General features: G+C 71.9%; 22 protein-coding genes. 11 read left to right on the forward strand and 11 right to left on the reverse strand.

Going from position 1 to position 21,977, the window contains the following annotated elements:
- Positions 1-7: 7 nt before the first annotated feature.
- Positions 8-1,066 (forward strand): DNA integrity scanning diadenylate cyclase DisA, encoded by a 1,059-nt coding sequence (gene disA / locus AB0C99_RS04560; RefSeq protein ID WP_362469700.1) that lies wholly within the window; start codon positions 8-10, stop codon positions 1,064-1,066.
- A gap of 100 nt (positions 1,067-1,166) precedes the next feature.
- Here disA and AB0C99_RS04565 read toward each other — a convergent pair whose 3' ends face one another.
- Entirely contained in the window at positions 1,167-2,003 is an 837-nt protein-coding gene (locus AB0C99_RS04565; protein ID WP_362469148.1) for a hypothetical protein, read from the reverse strand.
- 222 nt (positions 2,004-2,225) lie between these two features.
- Between AB0C99_RS04565 and AB0C99_RS04570 the strand changes: the two genes are divergently transcribed.
- From AB0C99_RS04570 to cseC, 6 genes are all read left to right on the forward strand, one after another.
- Positions 2,226-2,888, forward strand: a complete 663-nt coding sequence (locus tag AB0C99_RS04570; protein ID WP_362469151.1) for a phosphatase PAP2 family protein — start codon at positions 2,226-2,228, stop codon at positions 2,886-2,888.
- A gap of 33 nt (positions 2,889-2,921) precedes the next feature.
- Complete coding sequence (locus tag AB0C99_RS04575) at positions 2,922-3,848, forward strand: A/G-specific adenine glycosylase (protein ID WP_362469154.1); 927 nt, start codon at positions 2,922-2,924, stop codon at positions 3,846-3,848.
- Between the two features lie 193 nt (positions 3,849-4,041).
- Entirely contained in the window at positions 4,042-4,623 is a 582-nt protein-coding gene (locus tag AB0C99_RS04580) for a SigE family RNA polymerase sigma factor (protein WP_362469157.1), read from the forward strand.
- Entirely contained in the window at positions 4,611-5,285 is a 675-nt protein-coding gene (locus AB0C99_RS04585; RefSeq protein ID WP_362469160.1) for a hypothetical protein, read from the forward strand. The genes AB0C99_RS04580 and AB0C99_RS04585 overlap by 13 nt, the downstream gene beginning before the upstream one ends.
- A gap of 18 nt (positions 5,286-5,303) precedes the next feature.
- Positions 5,304-6,008 (forward strand): two-component system response regulator CseB, encoded by a 705-nt coding sequence (cseB, locus tag AB0C99_RS04590; RefSeq protein WP_362469163.1) that lies wholly within the window; start codon positions 5,304-5,306, stop codon positions 6,006-6,008.
- Between the two features lie 16 nt (positions 6,009-6,024).
- Positions 6,025-7,338 (forward strand): two-component system sensor histidine kinase CseC, encoded by a 1,314-nt coding sequence (gene cseC / locus AB0C99_RS04595; protein WP_362469166.1) that lies wholly within the window; start codon positions 6,025-6,027, stop codon positions 7,336-7,338.
- A 104-nt stretch (positions 7,339-7,442) separates the two neighbouring features.
- Here cseC and AB0C99_RS04600 read toward each other — a convergent pair whose 3' ends face one another.
- The gene (locus AB0C99_RS04600) at positions 7,443-9,047 is read right to left on the reverse strand and encodes an MDR family MFS transporter (RefSeq protein WP_362469169.1); all 1,605 of its coding nucleotides are present in this window, start codon (positions 9,045-9,047) and stop codon (positions 7,443-7,445) included.
- Positions 9,048-9,136: 89 nt separating this feature from the next.
- Between AB0C99_RS04600 and AB0C99_RS04605 the strand changes: the two genes are divergently transcribed.
- Complete coding sequence (locus AB0C99_RS04605; protein WP_362469172.1) at positions 9,137-9,718, forward strand: helix-turn-helix domain-containing protein; 582 nt, start codon at positions 9,137-9,139, stop codon at positions 9,716-9,718.
- A gap of 48 nt (positions 9,719-9,766) precedes the next feature.
- Here the strand turns inward: AB0C99_RS04605 and AB0C99_RS04610 are convergent, their stop codons facing one another.
- On the reverse strand, positions 9,767-10,465 hold the full coding sequence (locus AB0C99_RS04610; protein WP_362469175.1) for a M23 family metallopeptidase: 699 nt from the start codon (positions 10,463-10,465) through the stop codon (positions 9,767-9,769).
- Positions 10,466-10,929: 464 nt separating this feature from the next.
- On the opposite strand from AB0C99_RS04610, the gene AB0C99_RS04615 reads away from it, so the two are divergent.
- Together AB0C99_RS04615 and AB0C99_RS04620 are read left to right on the forward strand one after the other, a co-directional pair.
- Positions 10,930-11,274, forward strand: a complete 345-nt coding sequence (locus AB0C99_RS04615; protein WP_362469178.1) for a trypco2 family protein — start codon at positions 10,930-10,932, stop codon at positions 11,272-11,274.
- Positions 11,271-14,036: an NACHT domain-containing protein gene (locus tag AB0C99_RS04620; RefSeq protein WP_362469181.1), complete on the forward strand. Its 2,766-nt coding sequence runs from the start codon at positions 11,271-11,273 to the stop codon at positions 14,034-14,036. Before AB0C99_RS04615 ends, AB0C99_RS04620 begins: the two co-directional genes overlap by 4 nt.
- A 67-nt stretch (positions 14,037-14,103) precedes the next feature.
- Here AB0C99_RS04620 and AB0C99_RS04625 read toward each other — a convergent pair whose 3' ends face one another.
- On the reverse strand, positions 14,104-16,626 hold the full coding sequence (locus AB0C99_RS04625; protein WP_362469184.1) for an ATP-dependent Clp protease ATP-binding subunit: 2,523 nt from the start codon (positions 16,624-16,626) through the stop codon (positions 14,104-14,106).
- Positions 16,627-17,098: 472 nt separating this feature from the next.
- Between AB0C99_RS04625 and AB0C99_RS04630 the strand changes: the two genes are divergently transcribed.
- Complete coding sequence (locus AB0C99_RS04630) at positions 17,099-17,719, forward strand: SCO3374 family protein (protein WP_362469187.1); 621 nt, start codon at positions 17,099-17,101, stop codon at positions 17,717-17,719.
- On the opposite strand, the gene AB0C99_RS04635 is transcribed toward AB0C99_RS04630, so the two are convergent.
- The 7 genes from AB0C99_RS04635 to nadC all read right to left on the reverse strand — a co-directional run bounded on the left by AB0C99_RS04635 (position 17,698) and on the right by nadC (position 21,975).
- Positions 17,698-18,036 carry an Lsr2 family protein gene (locus AB0C99_RS04635; RefSeq protein ID WP_362469190.1) on the reverse strand — a complete coding sequence of 113 codons (339 nt, stop codon included), beginning with the start codon at positions 18,034-18,036 and terminating at the stop codon, positions 17,698-17,700. The two genes, AB0C99_RS04630 and AB0C99_RS04635, sit on opposite strands and share 22 nt — an antisense overlap.
- 143 nt (positions 18,037-18,179) lie before the next feature.
- Positions 18,180-18,695: an amino-acid N-acetyltransferase gene (locus tag AB0C99_RS04640; RefSeq protein WP_362469192.1), complete on the reverse strand. Its 516-nt coding sequence runs from the start codon at positions 18,693-18,695 to the stop codon at positions 18,180-18,182.
- 9 nt (positions 18,696-18,704) lie between these two features.
- Positions 18,705-19,127 carry a BlaI/MecI/CopY family transcriptional regulator gene (locus AB0C99_RS04645; protein ID WP_362469195.1) on the reverse strand — a complete coding sequence of 141 codons (423 nt, stop codon included), beginning with the start codon at positions 19,125-19,127 and terminating at the stop codon, positions 18,705-18,707.
- 129 nt (positions 19,128-19,256) lie between these two features.
- Positions 19,257-19,433: a hypothetical protein gene (locus AB0C99_RS04650; RefSeq protein WP_362469198.1), complete on the reverse strand. Its 177-nt coding sequence runs from the start codon at positions 19,431-19,433 to the stop codon at positions 19,257-19,259.
- Between the two features lie 14 nt (positions 19,434-19,447).
- The gene (locus tag AB0C99_RS04655) at positions 19,448-20,050 is read right to left on the reverse strand and encodes a hypothetical protein (RefSeq protein WP_362469703.1); all 603 of its coding nucleotides are present in this window, start codon (positions 20,048-20,050) and stop codon (positions 19,448-19,450) included.
- A gap of 105 nt (positions 20,051-20,155) precedes the next feature.
- Positions 20,156-20,962 (reverse strand): type III pantothenate kinase, encoded by an 807-nt coding sequence (locus AB0C99_RS04660; RefSeq protein WP_362469201.1) that lies wholly within the window; start codon positions 20,960-20,962, stop codon positions 20,156-20,158.
- The gene (gene nadC / locus AB0C99_RS04665; protein WP_362469204.1) at positions 20,962-21,975 is read right to left on the reverse strand and encodes a carboxylating nicotinate-nucleotide diphosphorylase; all 1,014 of its coding nucleotides are present in this window, start codon (positions 21,973-21,975) and stop codon (positions 20,962-20,964) included. The genes AB0C99_RS04660 and nadC overlap by 1 nt, the downstream gene beginning before the upstream one ends.
- Positions 21,976-21,977: the final 2 nt, after the last annotated feature.

The raw sequence follows: 21,977 nt of genomic DNA on the forward strand, positions 1-21,977 counted from the left end.
GGCACTGATGCGTGCGTCGCTCAGCGCCGTCGCCCCCGGCACCGCCCTGCGTGACGGTCTGGAGCGCATCCTCCGCGGCAACACCGGCGGCCTGATCGTCCTCGGCATGGACAAGACCGTCGAGTCCATGTGCACCGGCGGTTTCGTCATCGACGTCGACTTCGCCGCGACCCGGCTGCGCGAGCTGTGCAAGCTGGACGGGGCGATCGTCCTCGACAAGGACATCTCCAAGATCCTGCGGGCGGGCGTGCAGCTCGTCCCCGACGCGTCCATCCACACCGAGGAGACCGGCACCCGGCACCGCACCGCCGACCGGGTCTCCAAGCAGTGCGGCTTCCCCGTCGTCTCGGTCTCCCAGTCGATGCGCCTGATCGCCCTGTACGTCAACGGGGAGCGGCGCGTCCTGGAGGAGTCGGCGGCGATCCTGTCCCGCGCGAACCAGGCGCTGGCCACCCTGGAGCGGTACAAGCTCCGCCTCGACGAGGTCGCGGGCACGCTGTCCGCGCTGGAGATCGAGGACCTGGTCACGGTCCGGGACGTCACCGCCGTCGCCCAGCGCCTGGAGATGGTCCGCCGGATCGCCACCGAGATCGCCGAGTACGTGGTGGAGCTCGGCACCGACGGCCGGCTGCTGTCGCTCCAGCTCGACGAGCTGATCGCGGGGGTCGAGCCCGAGCGCGAGCTGGTCGTCCGCGACTACGTGCCCGAGCCGACCGCCAAGCGCTCCCGCACGGTCGCCGAGGCGCTCACCGAGCTCAACGCGCTGACCCACCCCGAGCTGCTCGAACTGCCCATAGTGGCCCGCGCCCTCGGCTACACCGGCTCCCCCGAGACGCTGGACTCGGCGGTCTCGCCGCGCGGCTACCGGCTGCTCGCCAAGGTGCCGCGGCTGCCTGGCGCGATCATCGAGCGGCTGGTGGAGCACTTCGGCGGGCTGCAGAAGCTGCTCGCGGCGAGCGTGGACGACCTCCAGGCCGTGGACGGCGTCGGCGAGGCCCGCGCCCGCAGCGTCCGCGAGGGCCTGTCCCGGCTCGCGGAGTCCTCGATCCTGGAGCGGTACGTCTAGGGCCTGCCGTCCCGGCCGCCCGGCCGCGTACCCGTACCCGCGAAACGGCGGGGCGCACCGCTCCCGGTGCGCCCCGCCGTTTCCGTGTGTCCCGGTCCCGTCAGTCCTTGGCCAGCGTGAAGGACGCCGGAAGCACCTTCACCCCCGGCATCGCCGCCTCCACCAGGTACGTGCCCGGGCCGACCGGGCCCGCCGGGGCGGTCGCGCAGTTCGGGGCGCTGCGCGCGCGGTCCCACTCCACGGTGTGCGTGATCGTCGTCTGCGCGGGCAGCTTCAGCAGCAGCGGGCCGGCCGGGCGCGGGCAGTCCTTCGAGGACCACACGGCGGTGCTCTTGGTGTCACTGATCGTCAACACCGCGTTCGCCGGGCCGAGATCGGCCTTGCAGGCGGTCGCCGAGGTGTTCTTGACGACCAGCAGGAAGCGGGGCTTCTCGCCGGTCTCGTAGCTGACCTTGGTGCTGCGCAGGGTCAACTGGAGGGCGCCGGGCACGCAGTTCGGCAGCGGGGAGCCGGCCGGGACCCGCTGCCCCGCGCCGTTGCCCGCGCCGCCGTCGCCGCCCGCGCCGTCGGTGTCGCCGTTCTTGCCGCCGGTCGCGGCCCCCGCGGCGGCCCCCGCCGCGGTGCCCGCGCCCGCGCTGGTCCCCGCGTCCGCGCCCGCCGCGTCGCCGCCCGAGCCGCCGGAGCCGTTGCCCGACTCGTCGCGCCCGCCGGGCCGTTGGTCGATCGCCGGGCCGCTGCCGGAGGGCCCCGGGGTGATCGAGGGCGCGGGAGAAGAGCCGTTGGCGGAGTCGCTCGGCTTCTTCCCTTGCCCACCACCGGAGGTGACGGCCCATAGGGCGATCAGCGCGAGGAGGGCGACCAGGCACAGCGCCACGGCCCTCCGACGCCAGTAGATGGAGGAGGGAAGCGGCCCGACCGGATTGCGCAGAGATCCCACGCCACGAACCTTACGAGAGATCAGGGCCCGTTCCCGCCCCACCCGCCGCCCCGGGCCGCAAGTTTTGCCGATGATCACATCCCGGCGCGGGCAGGAACCCTCGGACGTCCCCGTTCGTCCCGCTCTGACGCGCTTCGCGCCGCACCCCTTACTTTCGTCCAGGGCGGTCCTGGCCCTTGGTGTGGAGCGCGGACCTCCGGATCCCGGTTACCGTCGACGACCATGGACAACCTGCCTTCCCTCTCCGACGGCCTGTATCTCGACATCACGGACTTCGCCCACTCCACCCCGCACTGGTTCCAGTCCGTGGCCGAGGTGTGGACGGAGCTCGGGCTGCTGCTCTTCGGGGTGCTGTTCGCCGCCGGCTGGTGGCGGGCCCGCCGGGGCTCCGACGCGGCGATGGCGCTCGCGCTGCTCGCCCCGCTCGCGACCGCCTTCGGCTACGTGGTGAGCGAGGGCCTGAAGTCGCTGGTGAACGAGGAGCGCCCGTGCCGGGCCGTCGCCGGGGCGCCCGCCTCCCTGGTCGCCTGCCCGCCGCACGGGGACTGGTCCTTCCCCAGCAACCACGCGGCCATCGCGGGCGCCGCCGCCATCGCCCTCGCCGTGTCCTGGCGCGGCATCGTCTGGCTGACCGCGCCGATGGCCCTGCTCATGGCCTTCTCCCGGGTCTTCGTCGGCGTCCACTACCCGCACGACGTGACCGTCGGCCTGCTGGCCGGCGCCGCCGTCGCCTTCCTCGTGATGAAGGCCGCCAAGCGGCCCGCCGCCTCCGTCGTCGCGGCGGCCCGCGCCAGCCGCAACGGCGCGGTGGTGTGGTGTGCGGGGCGCGGGCTCCCCGCACACGCCTCCACGCGCCCCGGGGGCGTACGCCACGGCGCGTACTGATCCTCCCGCAGACGTGCCAGGATCGGGGGTGCCATGACTTCGACGCCCCCCGGTGCCCCCGGGACCCCCGCCGCCGCGCCCACCGCCCCCGCCGGGCTGCACGGGCCCGTCCTCGCCTGGTTCGACCGGCACGCCCGCGACCTGCCCTGGCGCCGCCCCGAGGCCGGGGCGTGGGGCGTGATGGTCAGCGAGTTCATGCTCCAGCAGACACCCGTCGTCCGCGTGCTGCCCGTCTACGAGCAGTGGCTGGCGCGCTGGCCGCGCCCCGCCGACCTGGCCGCCGACGCCCCCGGCGAGGCCGTCCGCGCCTGGGGCCGGCTCGGCTACCCGCGCCGCGCCCTGCGGCTGCACGCGGCGGCCGGCGCCATAACGGAACGGCACGGCGGCGACGTCCCCAGCGACCACGCCCAGCTCCTCGCGCTGCCCGGGATCGGCGAGTACACGGCCGCCGCCGTCGCCTCCTTCGCGTACGGGCAGCGGCACGCCGTCCTCGACACCAACGTGCGCCGGGTCTTCGCGCGGGCGGCGACCGGCGTGCAGTACCCGCCGAACGCCACCACCGCCGCCGAGCGCCGGCTCGCCCGCGCCCTGCTCCCCGACGACGAGCCGACCGCCGCCCGCTGGGCCGCCGCCTCCATGGAGCTCGGCGCCCTCGTCTGCACCGCGAAGAACGAGGACTGCGGGCGCTGCCCGCTCGCCGACCGCTGCGCCTGGCGGCTGGCCGGCAAGCCCGCCCACGACGGCCCGCCGCGCCGCGGCCAGACCTACGCGGGCACCGACCGGCAGGTCCGCGGCAAGCTGCTCGCCGTGCTCCGCGAGGCCGTCGACCCGGTCGGCCAGGCCGAGCTCGACGCGGTCTGGGACGAACCCGTGCAGCGGGCCCGCGCCCTCGACGGACTCGTCGCCGACGGCCTCGTCGAACCCCTCGCGCACGGCCGCTACCGGCTCCCGCTGGCCTGACCCCTCGGGGCTCCCGCCGCCCCGGCGGCCCCTATCGCCCCCTCCTTTACCCCTGGCCGGGCCCTGTTACACAACCGATGGGCAGCCGTGCGTCCGCCGAGGGCTGCCACGCACAGCCCCGTGACACGGGCTCCGTAGCGTCTTCGACGTAAGCGGACAGGGCTTGTTTCACGGGGATCGGAGGCGGTTCGGCATGGCGCACGGCGAGGTGCTCGACTTCGAGGAGTACGTACGCACTCGGCAGGACGCGCTGCTGCGCAGCGCCCGTCGTCTGGTGCCCGACCCGGTGGACGCGCAGGACCTGCTGCAGACCGCGCTGGTCCGCACGTACGGCCGCTGGGACGGCATCGCGGACAAGTCGCTGGCCGACGCCTACCTCCGCCGGGTCATGATCAACACCCGGACCGAGTGGTGGCGGGCCCGCAAGCTCGAAGAGGTCCCCACCGAGCAGCTCCCCGACGCCAGCGTCGAGGACGCCACCGAGCAGCACGCCGACCGGGCCCTGCTCATGGACATCCTGAAGGTGCTCGCGCCCAAGCAGCGCAGCGTCGTCGTGCTGCGCCACTGGGAGCAGATGAGCACCGAGGAGACCGCCGCCGCGCTCGGCATGTCGACCGGTACGGTGAAGAGCACGCTCCACCGCGCGCTCGCCCGGCTGCGGCAGGAACTGGAGAGCCGGGCCGCCGAGGGCGACGCCCGCGCCCTGCACGCGGGGGTCCTGGAGCGGTCCACCACCGGACGAGGCGAACGGGAGCAGGAGCGTTGCGCGGCCTGAGCGGCAGAGAACGGGCGGCGAGCATCACGGCGGTGGCCGGGCTCGCCGCCGTCGGCGTGCTCGTCGCCGGCTGTTCGACCGGCGGGACCGGCTCCCGCGACGAGGGCCCGGCCCGGCCCGACGAGGTCGCGTCCACGGCCCCCACCACCTCACCGCCCCCCGCCGCCGCGGACAGCGGCGCGGCGCGGGCCGCCGACCGGGTCGACCCGATCGCGCTGCTCAAGGGCGACCCGAAGATCGGCGAGCGGCTCAAGGCCGACCTCAAGCCGTGCACCGCGAACGCCTACCCGGTGGACACCTCGTACGGGAACCTGACGAACTCGACCGCGCCCGACGTCGTCGTCAACGTCATGACCTGCGGGGACGCCGTCGGCATCGGCACCTACGTGTACCGCGAGGAGAACAACCGGTACACCAACGTCTTCATGGCCGAGGACGCCGCCGTCTACGGGGCGATCGACCGCGGCGACCTGATCGTCACCAAGCAGGTGTACGCGAAGGGCGACCCCGTGGCGTATCCGTCCGGCGAGGACGTCATCACCTACCGCTGGACGGGGAACAAGTTCACCCAGCACGACTGGGTGCACAACGACTACAGCAAGGCCGTCGGCGACGGAGGCATCGAAGGTGTCCAGCCCGCGCCGAGCGAGCCCGCGAACTGAAGGGCGGCGAGGCGCACCATGGCCGAGACCCATGTCCTGTTCGTCGAGGACGACGACGTCATCCGGGAAGCCACCCAGCTCGCGCTGGAGCGGGACGGCTTCACGGTGACCGCCATGCCCGACGGACTGTCCGGTCTCGACGCCTTCCGCGCGAACCGCCCCGACATCGCGCTCCTCGACGTGATGCTGCCCGGCATGGACGGCGTCAGCCTCTGCCGGCGGATCCGCGACGAGTCCACCGTGCCGGTGATCATGCTCTCGGCGCGGGCCGACTCCATCGACGTCGTCCTCGGCCTGGAGGCCGGGGCCGACGACTACGTGACCAAGCCCTTCGACGGCTCCGTGCTGATGGCCCGGATCCGCGCCGTGCTGCGCCGCTTCGGCCACGCGGGCGGGCCCGGCGCCGGTGACGGCGGGCGCGAGGAGGCCGCCGAGGCCGGGCCGCTCGCCTTCGGCGACCTGGAGATCGACACCGAGGGCATGGAGGTGCGCCGGGCCGGGGCCACGGTCGCGCTCACCCCGACCGAGATGCGGCTGCTCCTGGAGTTCTCCTCGGCCCCCGGCACCGTACTGTCCCGCGACAAGCTCCTGGAGCGCGTCTGGGACTACGGCTGGGGCGGCGACACCCGCGTGGTGGACGTCCACGTGCAGCGGCTGCGCACGAAGATCGGCCAGGACCGGATCGAGACCGTCCGCGGTTTCGGGTACAAGCTCAAGGGATGAAGCAGGTCAGCAGGTGGTGAAGGGGCTCGCTCTCCGTACCGGGGTCCGCTGGAAGATCGCCGTCGCCATCGCGGCGGTCGGTGCCCTCATCGCGGTCACCCTCAGCCTCGTCGTCCACAACGCGGCCCGGGTCTCGATGCTCGACAACGCGCGCGACGTGCAGATGTGGCGGCTGCAGTTCGCGCAGCGCGTGTACGAGACGTCCAAGCCGAAGGAACCGCGCTTCGGCACCAAGATCAACGACCCGGCGCTGCCGCCGCAGCTCGACCGGCTCATGCGCGAGAAGCGGCGCGGCACCTTCGTCCAGGAGCACCGCGACGGCCCGCCCGAGGTGTGGGCCGCGCTCCCGCTCGGCAACGGCGACGTGCTCTCCCTGCACGTCCCCTTCGCCGACCGCAGCGCCACGATCATGAAGGACCTGGACCGGGCCCTGATCATCGGCTCGGTGTCGGTGGTCTTCGGCGGCTGCGCCCTCGGCGTGCTCATCGGCGGCCAGCTCTCCCGGCGGCTGCGCAAGGCCGCCGCCGCGGCCGGCCGGGTCGCCCAGGGCAACACCGACGTCCGGGTGCGGGACGCCATCGGCGGCGTCGTACGCGACGAGACCGACGAGCTGGCCCGCGCCGTCGACGCCCTCACCGACGCCCTGAACGAGCGCATCGAGGCCGAGCGCCGGGTCACCGCGGACATCGCGCACGAGCTGCGCACCCCCGTCACCGGGCTGCTCACGGCCGCCGAGCTGCTGCCGCCCGGGCGCCCCAGCGAGCTGGTGCGGGACCGGGCGCAGGCCATGCGGACCCTGGTCGAGGACGTGCTGGAGGTGGCCCGGCTCGACAGCGCCTCCGAGCGGGCCGAGCTGCAGGAGCTCGCGCTGGGCGAGTTCGTGGCGCGGCGGGTGCGGGTGCTGGACCCGGAGGCGGTCGTCCGGGTCGTCCACGAGTCCTGGGTCAACACCGACCCGCGCCGCCTGGAGCGCATCCTGGGCAACCTCCTCGCCAACGCCGCCAAGCACGGCAAGGGCCCGGTCGAGGTCACCGTCGAGGGCCGCGTGGTCCGGGTCCGCGACCACGGCCCCGGCTTCCCCGAGGCGCTGCTCCAGGACGGCCCGAGCCGCTTCCGTACGGGCAGCAGCGACCGCGCGGGCCAGGGCCACGGCCTGGGCCTGACCATCGCCGCCGGCCAGGCCCGGGTCCTCGGCGCCCGCCTCACCTTCCGCAACGCGGCCCCCGAGGGCACCCCGGACGGGGCGGGCGGCGCCATCGCGGTCCTGTGGCTCCCGGAACACGCCCCGACGGCCACCGGCAGCTTCCCGGTGCTGCGGCTGGCGGACTGAGCCGCCCCGCGCGCACGGAACGGCCCCCTCACCGCCGGGTGAGGGGGCCGTTCGCGTACGTGTCGGCGTACGCGGATCCGTGGATACGGGCGCGGGCGCGGGGGTCAGACGGTCTCGGCGGCCTTGGGGGCGCCGACGGTCCCGGCGGTGGCCGCGGCCGTCCCGGTCTCCGTCTCCGGCTTCGCCGGGCCGGTGCCGCGCAGGGCGACCTCCTTGACGAAGAAGGCGAGGGCGAAGCCGAGGACGGCGACGGCCGCGCCGACCAGGAAGGCGGAGTGGGTGCCGGCGGCCACCGCGTGCTGGTACGCCTCGCGGACCGCCTCCGGCAGCCGGGCCAGGCTGGCCGCGTCGAGCTGCGCCGAGTGCGCGGTCGCCGCGCCGCCGCCGCTCGCCGTCATCTCGTCCTGCACCTTGCCGGTGAACAGGGCGCCCATGATGGCGACGCCGAAGGAGGAGCCGAGGGTCCGGAACAGGGTGGTCGAGGAGGACGCGACGCCCATGTCCTTCATCTCGACGCTGTTCTGGGCGACGAGCATCGTGATCTGCATCAGGAAGCCCATGCCGGCGCCGAGGACGGCCATGTACACGCCGGAGACGAACCGGGTGGTGTCGGTGTCCATCGTGGACAGCAGGTACAGGCCCGCGACCATGAGCGCGCCGCCGATGATCGGGAAGACCTTGTACTTGCCGCTGTTGGTGGTGACCCGGCCGACGACCAGCGAGACGACCATCATCGACAGCAGCATCGGCAGGAGCAGCAGGCCGGAGTTGGTGGCCGAGGCGCCCTGGACGGACTGCTGGAACAGCGGCAGGAAGAGGACCGCGCCGAACATCACGAAGCCGGTGATGAAGCCGATCAGGGACATCAGGCTGAAGTTGCGGCTGCGGAAGATGTGCAGCGGCATGATCGGGTCGCTCGCGCGGGTCTCGACGAAGAGGAAGGCCGCGAGGGCCAGCACGCCGCCGGCCGCGAGGCCGACGATGGTGGCCGAGCCCCAGGCGTACTCCGTGCCGCCCCAGGTGGTGACCAGCACGATCGCGGTGATGCCGACGGTCAGCAGACCGGCGCCGAGGAAGTCGATGCGGGTGCCGGTGGCGCGCTCCTTCTTCGGCAGGTGCAGCACGGCGGTGATCATGGCGAGGGCCACGACGCCGAGCGGCAGGTTGATGTAGAAGGACCAGCGCCAGCCCCAGTGGTCGGTGATGGAGCCGCCGACGAGCGGTCCGCCGATCATGGCGAGGGCCATCACGCCGGCCATCATGCCCTGGTACTTGCCCCGCTCACGGGGCGGGATCAGGTCGCCGATGATCGCCATCACGCCGACCATCAGACCGCCGGCGCCCAGGCCCTGGATCGCGCGGAAGCCGATGAGCTGGCCCATGTCCTGCGCCATGCCGCTGAGCGCGGAGCCGATCAGGAAGATCACGATCGAGGTGAGGAAGACGCCCTTGCGCCCGAACATGTCGCCGAGCTTGCCCCAGATCGGGGTGGAGGCGGCGGTGGCCAGGGTGTAGGCGGTGACGACCCAGGAGAGGTGCTCCAGGCCGCCGAGCTCACCGACGATGGTCGGCATCGCGGTGCCGACGATCATGTTGTCCAGCATCGCGAGGAGCATCGCGATCATGAGGGCGAGCAGGACGACGCGGACGCTGCGCGGCTGCTTGCCCTCCGCCACGGCCGGTTCCTGACCAGTCTGTTTCTTCGCCATGTCGCGTTCCCCGTTCCCTTACTTGCCGCCCGGCTAGTTATTACACTGGGGAAGGTAGACCCCCAACTTGCCGGTCGTCAAGTAAGTACATGTGGAAGCGAGAGACCATGGCCCAGGCCCGAGGCAACACCCGCCAGCGCATCCAGGACGTGGCCCTCGAACTCTTCGCCGAGCAGGGGTACGAGAAGACCTCCCTGCGCGAGATCGCGGAACGCCTCGACGTCACGAAGGCCGCGCTGTACTACCACTTCAAGACCAAGGAAGACATCCTGATCGGCATCTTCGAGGACCTCACCCGCCCCATGGACGAGCTGATCGCCTGGGGGGGCAAGCAGCCCCGCACCCTGGAGAACAAGCAGGAGATCCTGCGCCGCTACCAGGCGGCGCTGCTGAACGCGGCCCCGCTCTTCCGCTTCATGCAGGAGAACCAGGCCACCGTGCGCGAGCTGAGCATCGGCCTGACCTTCAAGGAGCGCATGATCGCGATGGTCGGCCTGATCCAGGAGCCGGAGTTCTCGATGACCGACAAGGTGCGCTCGGTCAGCGCGATCTTCACGATGCACGCCGGCACGTTCTTCATGGAAAACATCGAGGGCGACACCGAGGAGAAGCACGAAGCCGTCCTCGAGGTCGCCCTCGATCTGGTCGGTCAGGCCCACCAGGACCGTTAGACCGCAGTTGTCGCCGTTCAGCGCCTGAGCGCCGTCACGCCGTCAGCGTCAGATGGAGACGCCGTGGGACCGCAGGAAGGCGGCCGGGTTCACGGCGGAGCCGTAGTTCGGGGTGGTGCGGATCTCGAAGTGCAGGTGCGGGCCGGAGCTGTTGCCGGTGTTGCCCGAGAGGGCGATCCGCTGACCGGCGCCGACCTGCTGGCCGACGTTGACCTGGATCTTCGACAGGTGCGCGTACTGCGAGTACGTGCCGTTGGCGTGCTTCACGACGATCGCGTTGCCGTACGCCGGGCCGTCGCCGCCACCGTTGGGGCCGGCCTTGACGACGGTGCCGGCCGCGGCGGCCTTGACCGGGGTGCCGGTCGGGACGGCGAAGTCCTGGCCGGAGTGCTTGTGGGCCCACATGGCGCCGCCCTGGTTGTAGCTGGCGCTGAGGGTGTAGGCGCTGACGGGCTTGACCCAGGCGGCGGCCTTCTTGGCGGTGACGGTCTTGGCCTGCGCCTTGGCGGCGGCGGCCTTCACCTGGGCGGTCTTGGCCTGGGTGGCGGCCTGAGCGGCCTTGGCCTGGGTGGCGGCCTGGTTCGCGATCGCGGCGGACGTGGCGGTCGCGGTGCCCGCGACGGCGGCCGTGCCCTCGGCGGCGAAGGCGGACCCGGCCCCGGCCACCAGCGACGCTCCCAGGCCGGCGGTGGCGAGGGTGGCGACGGCGGCGATACGGATGCTGGGCTTCATGACGCGCTTCGACATACGGGGGAGAACCTCCGGACAGAACGGGACCCGACGCGACAGCGGTCGACGCCGGGCTTGCTCATCCTTGGTAACCCGCACCCCCAGCCATCCCAAAACACCCCATCTACGACATCGCCTCGTAGCGATCTCCCCAGCGGATCGCCTCTTTACGGCCCCCGAGACGATACGCGAAACCGGACATAACGCCCGCGATCGATCGGTTTAACCCCATGTCGCGGCCGTCCCGAACCGCCCGAAAGGCCGCACGATGTCCCGTTCGGGACCTCCGGGACCAAAGTCCCGCCCCCCGAGCCGCTCCCGGCGCCCGCTCCCCCGGGAACGACCGACTATTCCTCCTAGTACCCCCCAAAACGCCTGTGCGCCTTGTCACCACCCCACCCCCGCCAATGGGACCTGGGTCACGCGACCCAACCCTCCCGAACACCCTCCACGGCCCCCCGCGCCCCACTAACTTCCGGGACATGAACGAGGACATCACCGAGATCGAACTCGCCGACGCCATCGCCGCCGTCCGCGACCAGCTCGTCGACGCCGCCGCCCGCGCCACCGGACAGCCCGTCGCCTTCGAGGTCGGCGACATACAGATGGAGTTCACGATCGAACTCCGCAAGGAGCTCAAGGGCGGCACCAAGGTGAAGGCATGGGTCGTCGAGGCCGGCGCCGACGCGGCCCGCACCCGGGGCGAGACCCACCGCGTCGCCTTCACCCTCAAGCCCCGCACCGCCGCGACCGGCGGGCCCTGGCTGGTGGGGAACGAGGAGGCGGCGGACCTGTCCGGCTTCGGGCCCGGAGCCGAAGACCGGTGACGGCCGACACCGTCCTCGCCGTCTTCGGCAGACAGCAGGGCACCGGCGTCCTCGTCGCCCCGCGCCTGCTCCTGACCAGCGCCCACGTGGTGGGCGGCGCCCACAGCGCGGACATCGCGATCCCCGGCCGCTCCGGGCTCCGGCGCTTACAGGTGGTCTGGTCCGACGACCGGCTCGACGCGGCCCTGCTGTCGAGCCCCGAGGACCTCGGCCCCGCCGCCCTCCGGATCGGCTCCGTCGCCACCGACCGCCCGGTCCCGGGCTGCGAGATCCGGGGCTTCCCCCGCGTCCAGCGCTACGACGGGCACAAACCCGACCTCGACCAGTACACCGGCACCGTCCTGCCGATGGCCGGGCTGCTCCGCCGCACCCTGACCGTCGAGCTCGACCACCCGCCCGTCACCGCCGACGAGGACGGCCCCTCCCCGCTCGCCGGCCTCTCCGGAGCCCCCGTCCTCGTCGGGGACAGCCTGCTCGGCATCGTCCGCGCCGTCCCGCGCGGCCGCGGCCACCGGCGCCTGGAGTGCGTCCCCCTCACCGCCCTCCTCGCGGACGAGGAGGCGAGCCGCTGGCTCGGCACCGTCACCGCCCGCCTCACCCCCCACACCCGGGACCAGCCCTACGAGGAGGAGTACGCGGAAGCCCTCGGCGCCGCCTACCGCCGCACCCGGATCTTCGGCCTCGACGAGCTCGGCAAGCGCGCCTCCGCCTGGGACCTCGACACCGCCTACCTCTCCCTGGAGGCCGCCCCCCGCGACGGCGACACCGTCCCCGTGCCCCGCCGCGTCGACGACCTGCTCGCCGCCCGCCCCCGCGTCCTGCTGCGCGGCGACGCGGGCGCCGGGAAGACCACCCTCATGTGGTGGCTGGCCGCCCACGCCGCCGCCGGAACCCTCGGCCCGGAGCTCGCCGGGCTCAACGGCCTCGTCCCCTTCGTCGTCCCCCTGCGCTCCCTGCGGGCCCGGGGCAACGGCTTCCCCGGCCCGGCGGAGCTGCCCGGAGTCGCCGGACTGATGATCGACGCGGCCCCCGAGGGCTGGCCGGGCCGGGTCCTGGCCGCCGGACGCGGACTGCTCCTCGTCGACGGCCTGGACGAGGTCACCCAGTCCGACCGGGAGGACGCCCACGGCTGGCTCGGCGGCCTGCTGGCCCGCTACCCCGGCACCCGCTGCGTCGCGACCGTACGCCCGCACGCCGTGGCCGCCGACTGGCTGGGCGCCGAGGGCTTCGAGGAGCTCACCCTGCTGCCCCTGCGCGGCGACGACATCCAGGCGTTCGTCGCCGCCTGGCACGAGGCCGCCCGCCTCGACTCGCCCGACGGCGAGAACCTGGCCGACCTCGAACAGGACCTGGCCCAGCAGTTCCGCCACAACCCGAACCTCGCCGAGCTGGCCCGCACCCCGCTCCTCTGCGCGGTGATCTGCGCCCTGCACCGCCAGCGGGAGGGCTTCCTCCCCGAGAACCGCTGGGAGCTGTACGACTCCGCCCTCAGGATGCTGCTGGGCAGCCGCGACGAACGGCGCCGCATCGACGCCCCGGACGGCATCCGCATGACGGTGGAGGAGCACACCCAGCTCCTCCAGCGCCTGGCCGCGTGGCTGGTCCGCGTCGGCCACACCGAGTTCACCCGCGACCAGGCCGTCCAGCGCCTGGAGCGCGATCTCCCCGGCATGCCCCGCGTCCGGGACCAGGGCGGCACGGCGGACATCCTCACCCACCTCGTCAACCGCAGCGGCCTCCTCCAGGAGCCCACGGACGACGTCTTCCAGTTCGCCCACCGCACCTTCCAGGACTTCCTCGCCGCGAAGGAGTTCGTCGAGGACGACGTCCTCCCGGAACTCCTCCGCCACGCGTACGACCAGCAGTGGCACGACGTCCTCCTGCTGGCCGCCGGCCACTGCAAGCGCCGCGACCTGCCCGTCCTCGTGACGGGCCTCCTGGAGGCCGGATCCAAGACCCGCAAACGGGACCTGAAGACGACGCTGTACGTCCTGGCGGCCCTGGCCGCCCAGCACACGGCCTGGCTGGACGAGTCGGTCCGGCGCCGCGTCGACAAGGCCGTCCAGTCGGTCGTACCCCCGCGGAACCCGGAACAGCTGTCCCAGCTGGCCCGGCTCGGGGCGTACGTACTGCCGATGCTGCCGGGGCCTCGGGAGACGCCCAAGGACTCCCTGGCCATGGTCACCGAGCTGATCTCCGTCATCGGCGGGACGGTGGCCCTCCCCTACGCCCGCGCCTTCGCGGAGGCCGGTGAGGCACACCGCTTCGCGACGAGCTGGGCCATGTTCCCGGCGAGGCCCTTCGCCCAAGAGGTCCTCACCCACATCCGGGACCACCCGGTCGGTGTCCTCCGGCTCGCGCACATGCGGCTCCTGCGGGAGCTGCCCCACCTCACGCGCTTCGTGGTCATGGGCGACATACCCGCAGCCGAGTTCACCGAGGCGCTCGGAAACCGGCCGCTCCGGGATCTCAGCATCGCCATGAACGACGCGCTGGACACGCTCGACTTCCTCGCCTCGCTCGACTGCTCCGAGCTCGGCATTCTGAGCGTCATCAGATGCTCCCTGACCATGCGCCTGGAACCGGTCAGAGAGCTGCCCGCGCTCCGGATGCTGATGCTCTCCGGCCTCCAGGACACCGACGGCACACTCGACCTGACCCCGCTCGCCGGACTGCCCGAGCTGGCCGTGCTCGTCACCGGCGTCCCCCGCAAGAACCTGATCGGCGCCGAAGCCCTCGGCGACCGCCTCACCGCCGGCTGAAAAAGGGGCGGCCCCGGAACCAGCAGGTTCCGGGGCCGCCCCTCACGGCGTCAGCCGACGATCAGCGTCAGGCTTCCTTGGACAGGTTCGGACCCGCCCCGCCCGCCGCCTCGATCGGAGGCACGTCCGGCAGGGCCGACTTCTCCTCGCCGCGGAAGGTGAAGGTGCGCTCGTCGCCCTCTCCCTCCGTGTCCACGACCACGATGTGACCGGGGCGCAGCTCGCCGAAGAGGATCTTCTCCGACAGGGTGTCCTCGATCTCGCGCTGGATCGTCCGGCGCAGCGGCCGGGCGCCCATCACGGGGTCGTAGCCCTTCTTGGAGAGGAGCTCCTTCGCGGACTGGGAGAGCTCGATGCCCATGTCCCGGTCCTTCAGGCGCTCGTCCACGCGGCTGATCATCAGGTCGACGATCTGGAGGATGTCGTCCTGGGTCAGCTGCGGGAAGACGATGATGTCGTCCACACGGTTGAGGAACTCCGGGCGGAAGTGCTGCTTCAGCTCGTCGCTGACCTTCGCCTTCATCCGCTCGTAGTTGGACTTCGTGTCGCCCTGGGCCGCGAAGCCCAGGTTGAAGCCCTTCGAGATGTCCCTGGTCCCGAGGTTGGTCGTCATGATGATGACCGTGTTCTTGAAGTCCACGACCCGGCCCTGGGAGTCGGTCAGGCGACCGTCCTCCAGGATCTGCAGAAGGGAATTGAAGATATCGGGGTGGGCCTTCTCGACCTCGTCGAAGAGGACCACGGAGAACGGCTTGCGGCGCACCTTCTCGGTGAGCTGGCCGCCCTCTTCGTAGCCCACGTATCCGGGCGGCGAGCCGAAGAGCCGGGAAACCGTGTGCTTCTCGCTGAACTCCGACATGTCGAGGGAGATCATCGCGTCCTCGTCGCCGAAGAGGAATTCGGCGAGCGCCTTGGACAGCTCGGTCTTACCGACACCGGACGGGCCGGCGAAGATGAACGAGCCACCGGGGCGCTTCGGGTCCTTCAGACCGGCCCGCGTACGGCGGATGGCCCGCGAGAGGCCCTTGACGGCGTCCTTCTGGCCGATGACGCGCTTGTGGAGCTCGTCCTCCATGCGCAGCAGGCGGCTCGACTCCTCCTCGGTCAGCTTGAAGACCGGGATGCCGGTGGCGGTCGCGAGGACCTCGGCGATGAGCTCGCCGTCGACCTCGGCGACGACGTCCATGTCGCCGGCCTTCCACTCCTTCTCCCGCTTGGTCTTCGCGGCGAGGAGCTGCTTCTCCTTGTCGCGCAGGGAGGCGGCCTTCTCGAAGTCCTGCGAGTCGATCGCGGACTCCTTGTCCCGGCGGACGGAGGCGATCTTCTCGTCGAACTCGCGGAGGTCCGGCGGCGCGGTCATCCGGCGGATGCGCATCCGGGAGCCGGCCTCGTCGATCAGGTCGATCGCCTTGTCCGGGAGGAAGCGGTCCGAGATGTAGCGGTCGGCCAGCGTCGCGGCCTGGACCAGCGCCTCGTCCGTGATGGAGACGCGGTGGTGGGCCTCGTAGCGGTCGCGCAGACCCTTGAGGATCTCGATGGTGTGCGGCAGCGAGGGCTCGGCGACCTGGATCGGCTGGAAGCGGCGCTCCAGCGCGGCGTCCTTCTCCAGGTACTTGCGGTACTCGTCGAGCGTGGTGGCACCGATGGTCTGGAGCTCACCGCGGGCCAGCATCGGCTTGAGGATGCTGGCGGCGTCGATCGCGCCCTCGGCGGCGCCCGCACCCACGAGGGTGTGGAGCTCGTCGATGAACAGGATGATGTCGCCGCGGGTGCGGATCTCCTTGAGGACCTTCTTCAGGCGCTCCTCGAAGTCACCGCGGTAGCGGGAGCCGGCGACCAGCGCGCCGAGGTCCAGGGTGTAGAGGTGCTTGTCCTTGAGGGTCTCGGGCACCTCGCCCTTGACGATGGCCTGCGCCAGGCCCTCGACGACGGCGGTCTTGCCGACGCCGGGCTCGCCGATGAGGACCGGGTTGTTCTTGGTGCGGCGGGACAGCACCTGCATGACCCGCTCGATCTCCTTCTCGCGCCCGATGACCGGGTCGAGCTTGGACTCGCGGGCCGCCTGGGTGAGGTTGCGGCCGAACTGGTCGAGGACCAGGGACGTCGAGGGCGTGCCCTCGGCAGGGCCGCCGGCGGTGGCGGCTTCCTTGCCCTGGTAGCCGGAGAGCAGCTGGATGACCTGCTGCCGGACCCGGTTGAGATCGGCGCCCAGCTTCACGAGGACCTGGGCGGCGACGCCCTCGCCCTCGCGGATCAGGCCGAGCAGGATGTGCTCGGTGCCGATGTAGTTGTGGCCGAGCTGGAGGGCCTCGCGGAGCGACAGCTCCAGGACCTTCTTGGCACGAGGGGTGAAGGGGATGTGACCGGACGGGGCCTGCTGGCCCTGGCCGATGATCTCCTCCACCTGCTGGCGGACCGCCTCGAGCGAAATCCCGAGGCTCTCCAGGGCCTTAGCGGCGACACCCTCACCCTCGTGGATAAGGCCCAGGAGGATGTGCTCGGTGCCGATGTAGTTGTGGTTGAGCATCCGGGCTTCTTCCTGAGCCAGGACGACAACCCGCCGCGCGCGGTCGGTGAACCTCTCGAACATCGTTAATCGCTCCTCAGAGCGGTCAGTCAGTTAGGGGTCGATCCCCTCCCTGTCCTTCCGCAGCTTAGTCCCGCAAGCGGGGACCGCTCATTCCAACTGCCGACATCCGTCCGGATCACCCCCTTACTTCTGGGGAGACCTGCTGCCGAACAGCCGACAAATGCTCCAACTCGATGGTGCGAGACGATGTTCCCGCAGGCCAAGTGGTTACCCGCGCCTCCAGTACGCCGATGGCGAACGTGAGACGCCACTGCCCGCGAGCCACCCCTCCTCACATGGAATGTCTTACCCGTAAGGACGGACACTCCATGCGGCGCACCCCTGTTCCCTCCGCTACGGGCGAACACCCTTGCGCTCTCGAATGCACCCGTACGCCCCCATCATGGACACTCCGCGCACCGGATCAAGGACCACCGGTCACCGGTGCCGTCGTGCCACGTAACCAAGGACCCCTCGAAGGCGTTCCCCCGGTATGCCCTTCACCGTCCCGCTCCCCCGCTCGCCGTTCGACGGCGGTACGGCGCGGTGGTACGAGCACGAGCTCGGCTGGGCGGCGGTGGCCGGGCCCCCGGTGCAGCTCGTGACGGGGCTGCGCTTCGACGTGCTGGAGATGCCCGCCGCCGCGGGTCGCGGGGTGCTGCGCCGGATGGGCGCGGACACCGGACCGGTCGCCCTGATGGGGCGGCGGATGCGGCTGCTGGTGGCCGCGGGGAGCGCGGAGGAGCTGCCCGGACTGCTGGAGTGGCTGGAGTGGGGCGGGATCACGCTGGATCTCGCGGCACTGGGCGCCGACGGCCGGATGGCCGCGCCCGTTCCTCCTGGCTGGAGCCGTTCCGGCAGCCCCGGCGCCCCGGTGTGGCTGAGGCCCCCGGAGCCCGGACGCGAGGTGGAGTCCTCACTGCCGGCCCTGCGGCCCGCCGTGCGGGGGCGTGCCGTCGGCGAGGGGGCCGGCGCCCCCTGTCTGGCGCGGCTCGTGGCCGCGGCCGCCGCGGAGTGCCACCGGGTGCGGCTGCTGAGCACCGCCCGGAGCCACCCGCGGGGGGCGGACCAGGCGACTCGGCAGCCGGCGCCTCAGCGGTTGGCGTCCTCGTAGGCCGCCTTGATCTCCGCGGGCACCCGGCCGCGGTCGTTCACGTTGTAGCCGTTCTCCTTGGCCCACGCGCGGATCTTCGCGGTGTCCGGGCTGCCGCCGGAGGCGACGACGCGGCTCTTGCCCCGGGCGCCGGCGCTGCGGCCACCGGTGCGGCGACCGCTCTTCGTGTACGGATCGAGCAGATCGCGGAGCTTGTCCGCGTTGGCGGTGGTGAGGTCGATCTCGTAGGACTTGCCGTCCAGCGCGAACGTCACGGTCTCGTCCGCCTCGCCGCCGTCGAGGTCATCGACAAGAAGGACCTGAACCTTCTGTGCCACCGGATTTCCTTTCATCGAAAATGCAGTACGCGGAAAGGAAACCGCTTTTCCCGGAAAAACACAAACCCCTGGGAGAGGTTCAGAACCCCGGGAACGCGGGAAACGTGCGCGATTCGGACATAGGCACCGGCTTAGCCGGCGGCTCACAGGTGCAGAAGCATCCGGCTGTTGCCCAAGGTGTTCGGCTTCACTCGTTCGAGACCCAGGAACTCGGCGACGCCCTCGTCATAGGAACGCAGGAGCTCGCTGTAGACATCTCCGTCGACCGGAGTCTCCCCGATCTCGACGAAGCCGTGCTTCGCGAAGAAGTCGACTTCGAAGGTGAGGCAGAAAACCCGGCGCACCCCCAGCCATCGGGCGGTGTGCAGCAACTTGTCCAGCACCTGATGTCCCACTCCGGCGCCCTTGAAGTCGGGATCCACGGCGAGAGTGCGGACTTCGGCGAGGTCTTCCCACATCACGTGGAGCGCGCCGCAGCCCACGACCGCCGCGTCCTCGTCGCGTTCGGCGACCCAGAACTCCTGGATGGACTCGTAAAGCGTCACGGTCGCTTTGTCGAGCAGGATGCCGCGGCGCACGAAGGGGTCGACGAGACGGCGCACGGCGGCGACATCGGAGGTGCGGGCCCGGCGTACGGTGACGGCATTGGCGGAAGGCATGGGGGGACGTTATCGCCCCGCGGCGCCCGGTTCCGCGCCGCCCTGCTCGGGTGCCGCGTTCGGCTCGGGAGTGTCTCCCTGGACGATACGCACGGCGGCGTTCAGGGCCTCGCGCTGTTCCGGCGACATCATGCCGAAGAAGGCGACCAGGGCGGCGGCGGGGTTGTCGCTCTGCGCCCAGGCTTCGTTCATCAGTGCGGCCGAGTAGGCGGCCCGGGTCGAGACCGCCGTATATCGATAGGCGCGGCCCTCGACTTCCCTGCGGACCCAGCCCTTCTGATGGAGATTGTCCAATACGGTCATGACGGTGGTGTAGGCGATGGACCGTTCCTGCTGGAGATCCTCCAGGACTTCCCGGACGGTCACCGGGCGGTTCCATTGCCAGACGCGGGTCATGACGGCGTCTTCCAGCTCTCCCAATTGGCGGGGCACAGCGTCACCCTAGTGCGCGGGCGCCGAATAATCCCCCATTGGCACACATTCACTAAGAAAACGCCCTGCAAGAGAGCAAAAAGGACGTACGGCCTGACGGCGGTCGTACGTCCTCGGGGGCGCGGGCCGCTAGGAGGCGGCGCCGCCCTGCTGCTTGGCGGACTCGGCGCGGGCCAGGGCGGCGTCCACGATCGCGTCTTCCTTGGTCTTGTTCGGTCCGCCCTGGCTCTTCACGATCGTGACGACCAGACCGATGAAGAAGACGGCCATCACGACCGGGGGCAGGAGCGCGGATACGTAGTCCATGGCACCCAGACTAACTAGCCCGCCACCCGTTCCTCGGGCGGGGGCGGCGGTACCGGCCGTCGGCGCGGCGGGAAGACCTCGGAGGGCTTCGGCACCGGGCGCTCGCCCGGCGCCGGCGGCTTGGGCGCCGGCTTGCCCGGCGTCCCGGAGCCGGAGCCGCTCGCGGCGGCGGCGCGCCCGCCGGGCAGGGCCAGCAGCCGGGCGCGCGGGGCGGCGACGGCGCGGGCCGGGGCCACCGCCTGGGCCACGCGGGCCAGCCGGGCGCGGACGGATCGTTCCGCCAGCACCTGGCAGCGGGCGAGCAGCGCCCCGGCGACGGGGTGGTGCCGCAGCGCCCGCAGGGCCGCGAGGTCGTCGGCGCCGGGGTCGTAGCCGGCCGCCAGGGCGTCCTGGAGGAGCTCCAGGTAGCCCGTCAGGGAGCCGGGCAGGGCCTGGCGGTAGCGGACCAGGTCGGCGAGGAGGAAGGCGCGCAGCCGGCCCGCCTCGGCCACCGTCTCGTCCACCGACTCGGCCAGGCGCAGGCAGTCCTGGACGTCGTCGTCCTGAAGGGGGGCGGGGTTGAGCGCGGTGGCGAGGGCGCGACGCAGGACACGCAGCTCGTCCGCGCTGAACGCCATGCCGCCGCGGGATCCGTAGGGCGTGGGCATGGACCGACGATACGCGCTAATCGGACAAATCTGTCGCTTTTCGATCTTCCCGGCGGGTCGGTCCCGCCGGGACGCTCACATGCGCGAGACGTTGCGTTCGTACACCAGCCGCAGACCGATCAGAGTCAGCCACGGCTCGTGCGCGGCGATCTCCTTCGAGTCGGCCAGCACCATCGGCGCCAGACCGCCGGTCGCGATCACGGTGACCTTCGACGGGTCCCCGTTCGGGCCGGCCAGCTCCCGCCGCATCCGCCCGACCACGCCGTCCACCTGGCCCGCGTACCCGAAGACGATGCCGGACTGCATGGCCTCGACCGTGTTCTTCCCGATCACGCTGCGCGGCCGGGCCAGCTCGATCTTGCGGAGCATGGCGCCCTTCACGCCCAGCGCCTCCACCGAGATCTCTATGCCCGGCGCGATGGCGCCGCCCGCGTACTCGCCGCGCGCGGTCACCGCGTCGTACGTCGTCGCCGTGCCGAAGTCCACGACGATCGCCGGGCCGCCGTACAGCTCGACCGCCGCGACCGCGTTGATCACCCGGTCGGCGCCGACCTCCTTCGGGTTGTCCGTGAGCACCGGGACACCCGTCTTCACACCGGGCTCCACCAGGACCGCGGGGACGTCCCCGTAGTAGCGGCGGGTCACCTCGCGCAGCTCGTGCAGCACCGAGGGGACCGTCGCGCAGATCGCGATCCCCTCGATGCCGTCGCTCAGCTCGACGCCGAGCAGCGGATGCATCCCCATCAGCCCCTGCAGCAGCACCGCCCACTCGTCGGCGGTGCGGCGCGGGTCCGTGGAGATGCGCCAGTGCTCCACGATCTCGTCGCCGTCGAAGAGGCCGAGGACCGTCTGGGTGTTGCCGACGTCGATCGTGAGCAGCATCAGACGGCCGCCTCACGCAGATCGAGCCCGATGTCGAGGATCGGCGACGAGTGCGTGAGGCCGCCCACCGCCAGGTAGTCCACCCCGGTCGCCGCGTACGCCGCCGCGTTCTCCAGGGTCAGCCGGCCCGAGGACTCCAGGACCGCCCGCCCGGCGACCAGCGCCACGGCCTCCTCGGTCTCGCCCGGGGTGAAGTTGTCCAGCAGGATCAGGTCGGCACCCGCGTCCAGGACCTCGCGGACCTGGTGCATCGTGTCCACCTCGACCTCGATCGGCACGTCCGGGAACAGCTCCCGCACCGCCTTGAACGCCTCCGTCACGCCGCCGGCCGCCACCACGTGGTTGTCCTTCACCAGCGCCGCGTCCGACAGCGACATCCGGTGGTTGACGCCGCCGCCGCAGCGCACCGCGTACTTCTCCAGGGCGCGCAGCCCCGGCGTCGTCTTGCGGGTGTCGCGGACCTTCGCCCCGGTGCCCTCCAGGGCGTCCGCCCAGGCGCGGGTGGCCGTCGCGATGCCGGACAGGCGGCACAGGATGTTCAGCGCGCCGCGCTCGCCGGTCAGCAGGTCACGGGTGCGGGCGGTGACGCTCAGCAGCTTCTGGCCGGCCTCGACCCGCTCGCCGTCCTCGACGTGCCGCTCGACCTCGAACTCGTCGGTGCACACGATCGACAGGACCGCCTCCGCGACCCGCAGACCCGCCACCACACCAGCCTCACGGGCGGTGAAGTCGGCGGTCGCGACGGCGTCCTCGGGCACCGTCGCCACGGTCGTCACGTCGACGCCGCCGTCGAGGTCCTCGGCGATCGTCAGGTGCGCGATGTCCTCGACCTGCACCGGGTCGAGCCCCGCGTCGGCGAGGAGCAGCGCGAGCGCCGGGTCCAGCCCGCACTCGAACTCCTCCTCCCCGCCACAGCCGCAGCCGTCGCCGCAGCCGCCGCCCTCGGCGGGCGCGCTGATCTGGATCAGGGGAACGTCCACGGGCTGCGGACGTGCTTCTTCGGGCGTGCTCACGG

Origin of the sequence: Streptomyces sp. NPDC048659, from assembly GCF_040650575.1 — a bacterium.
Classification (GTDB): Bacteria; Actinomycetota; Actinomycetes; order Streptomycetales; family Streptomycetaceae; genus Streptomyces.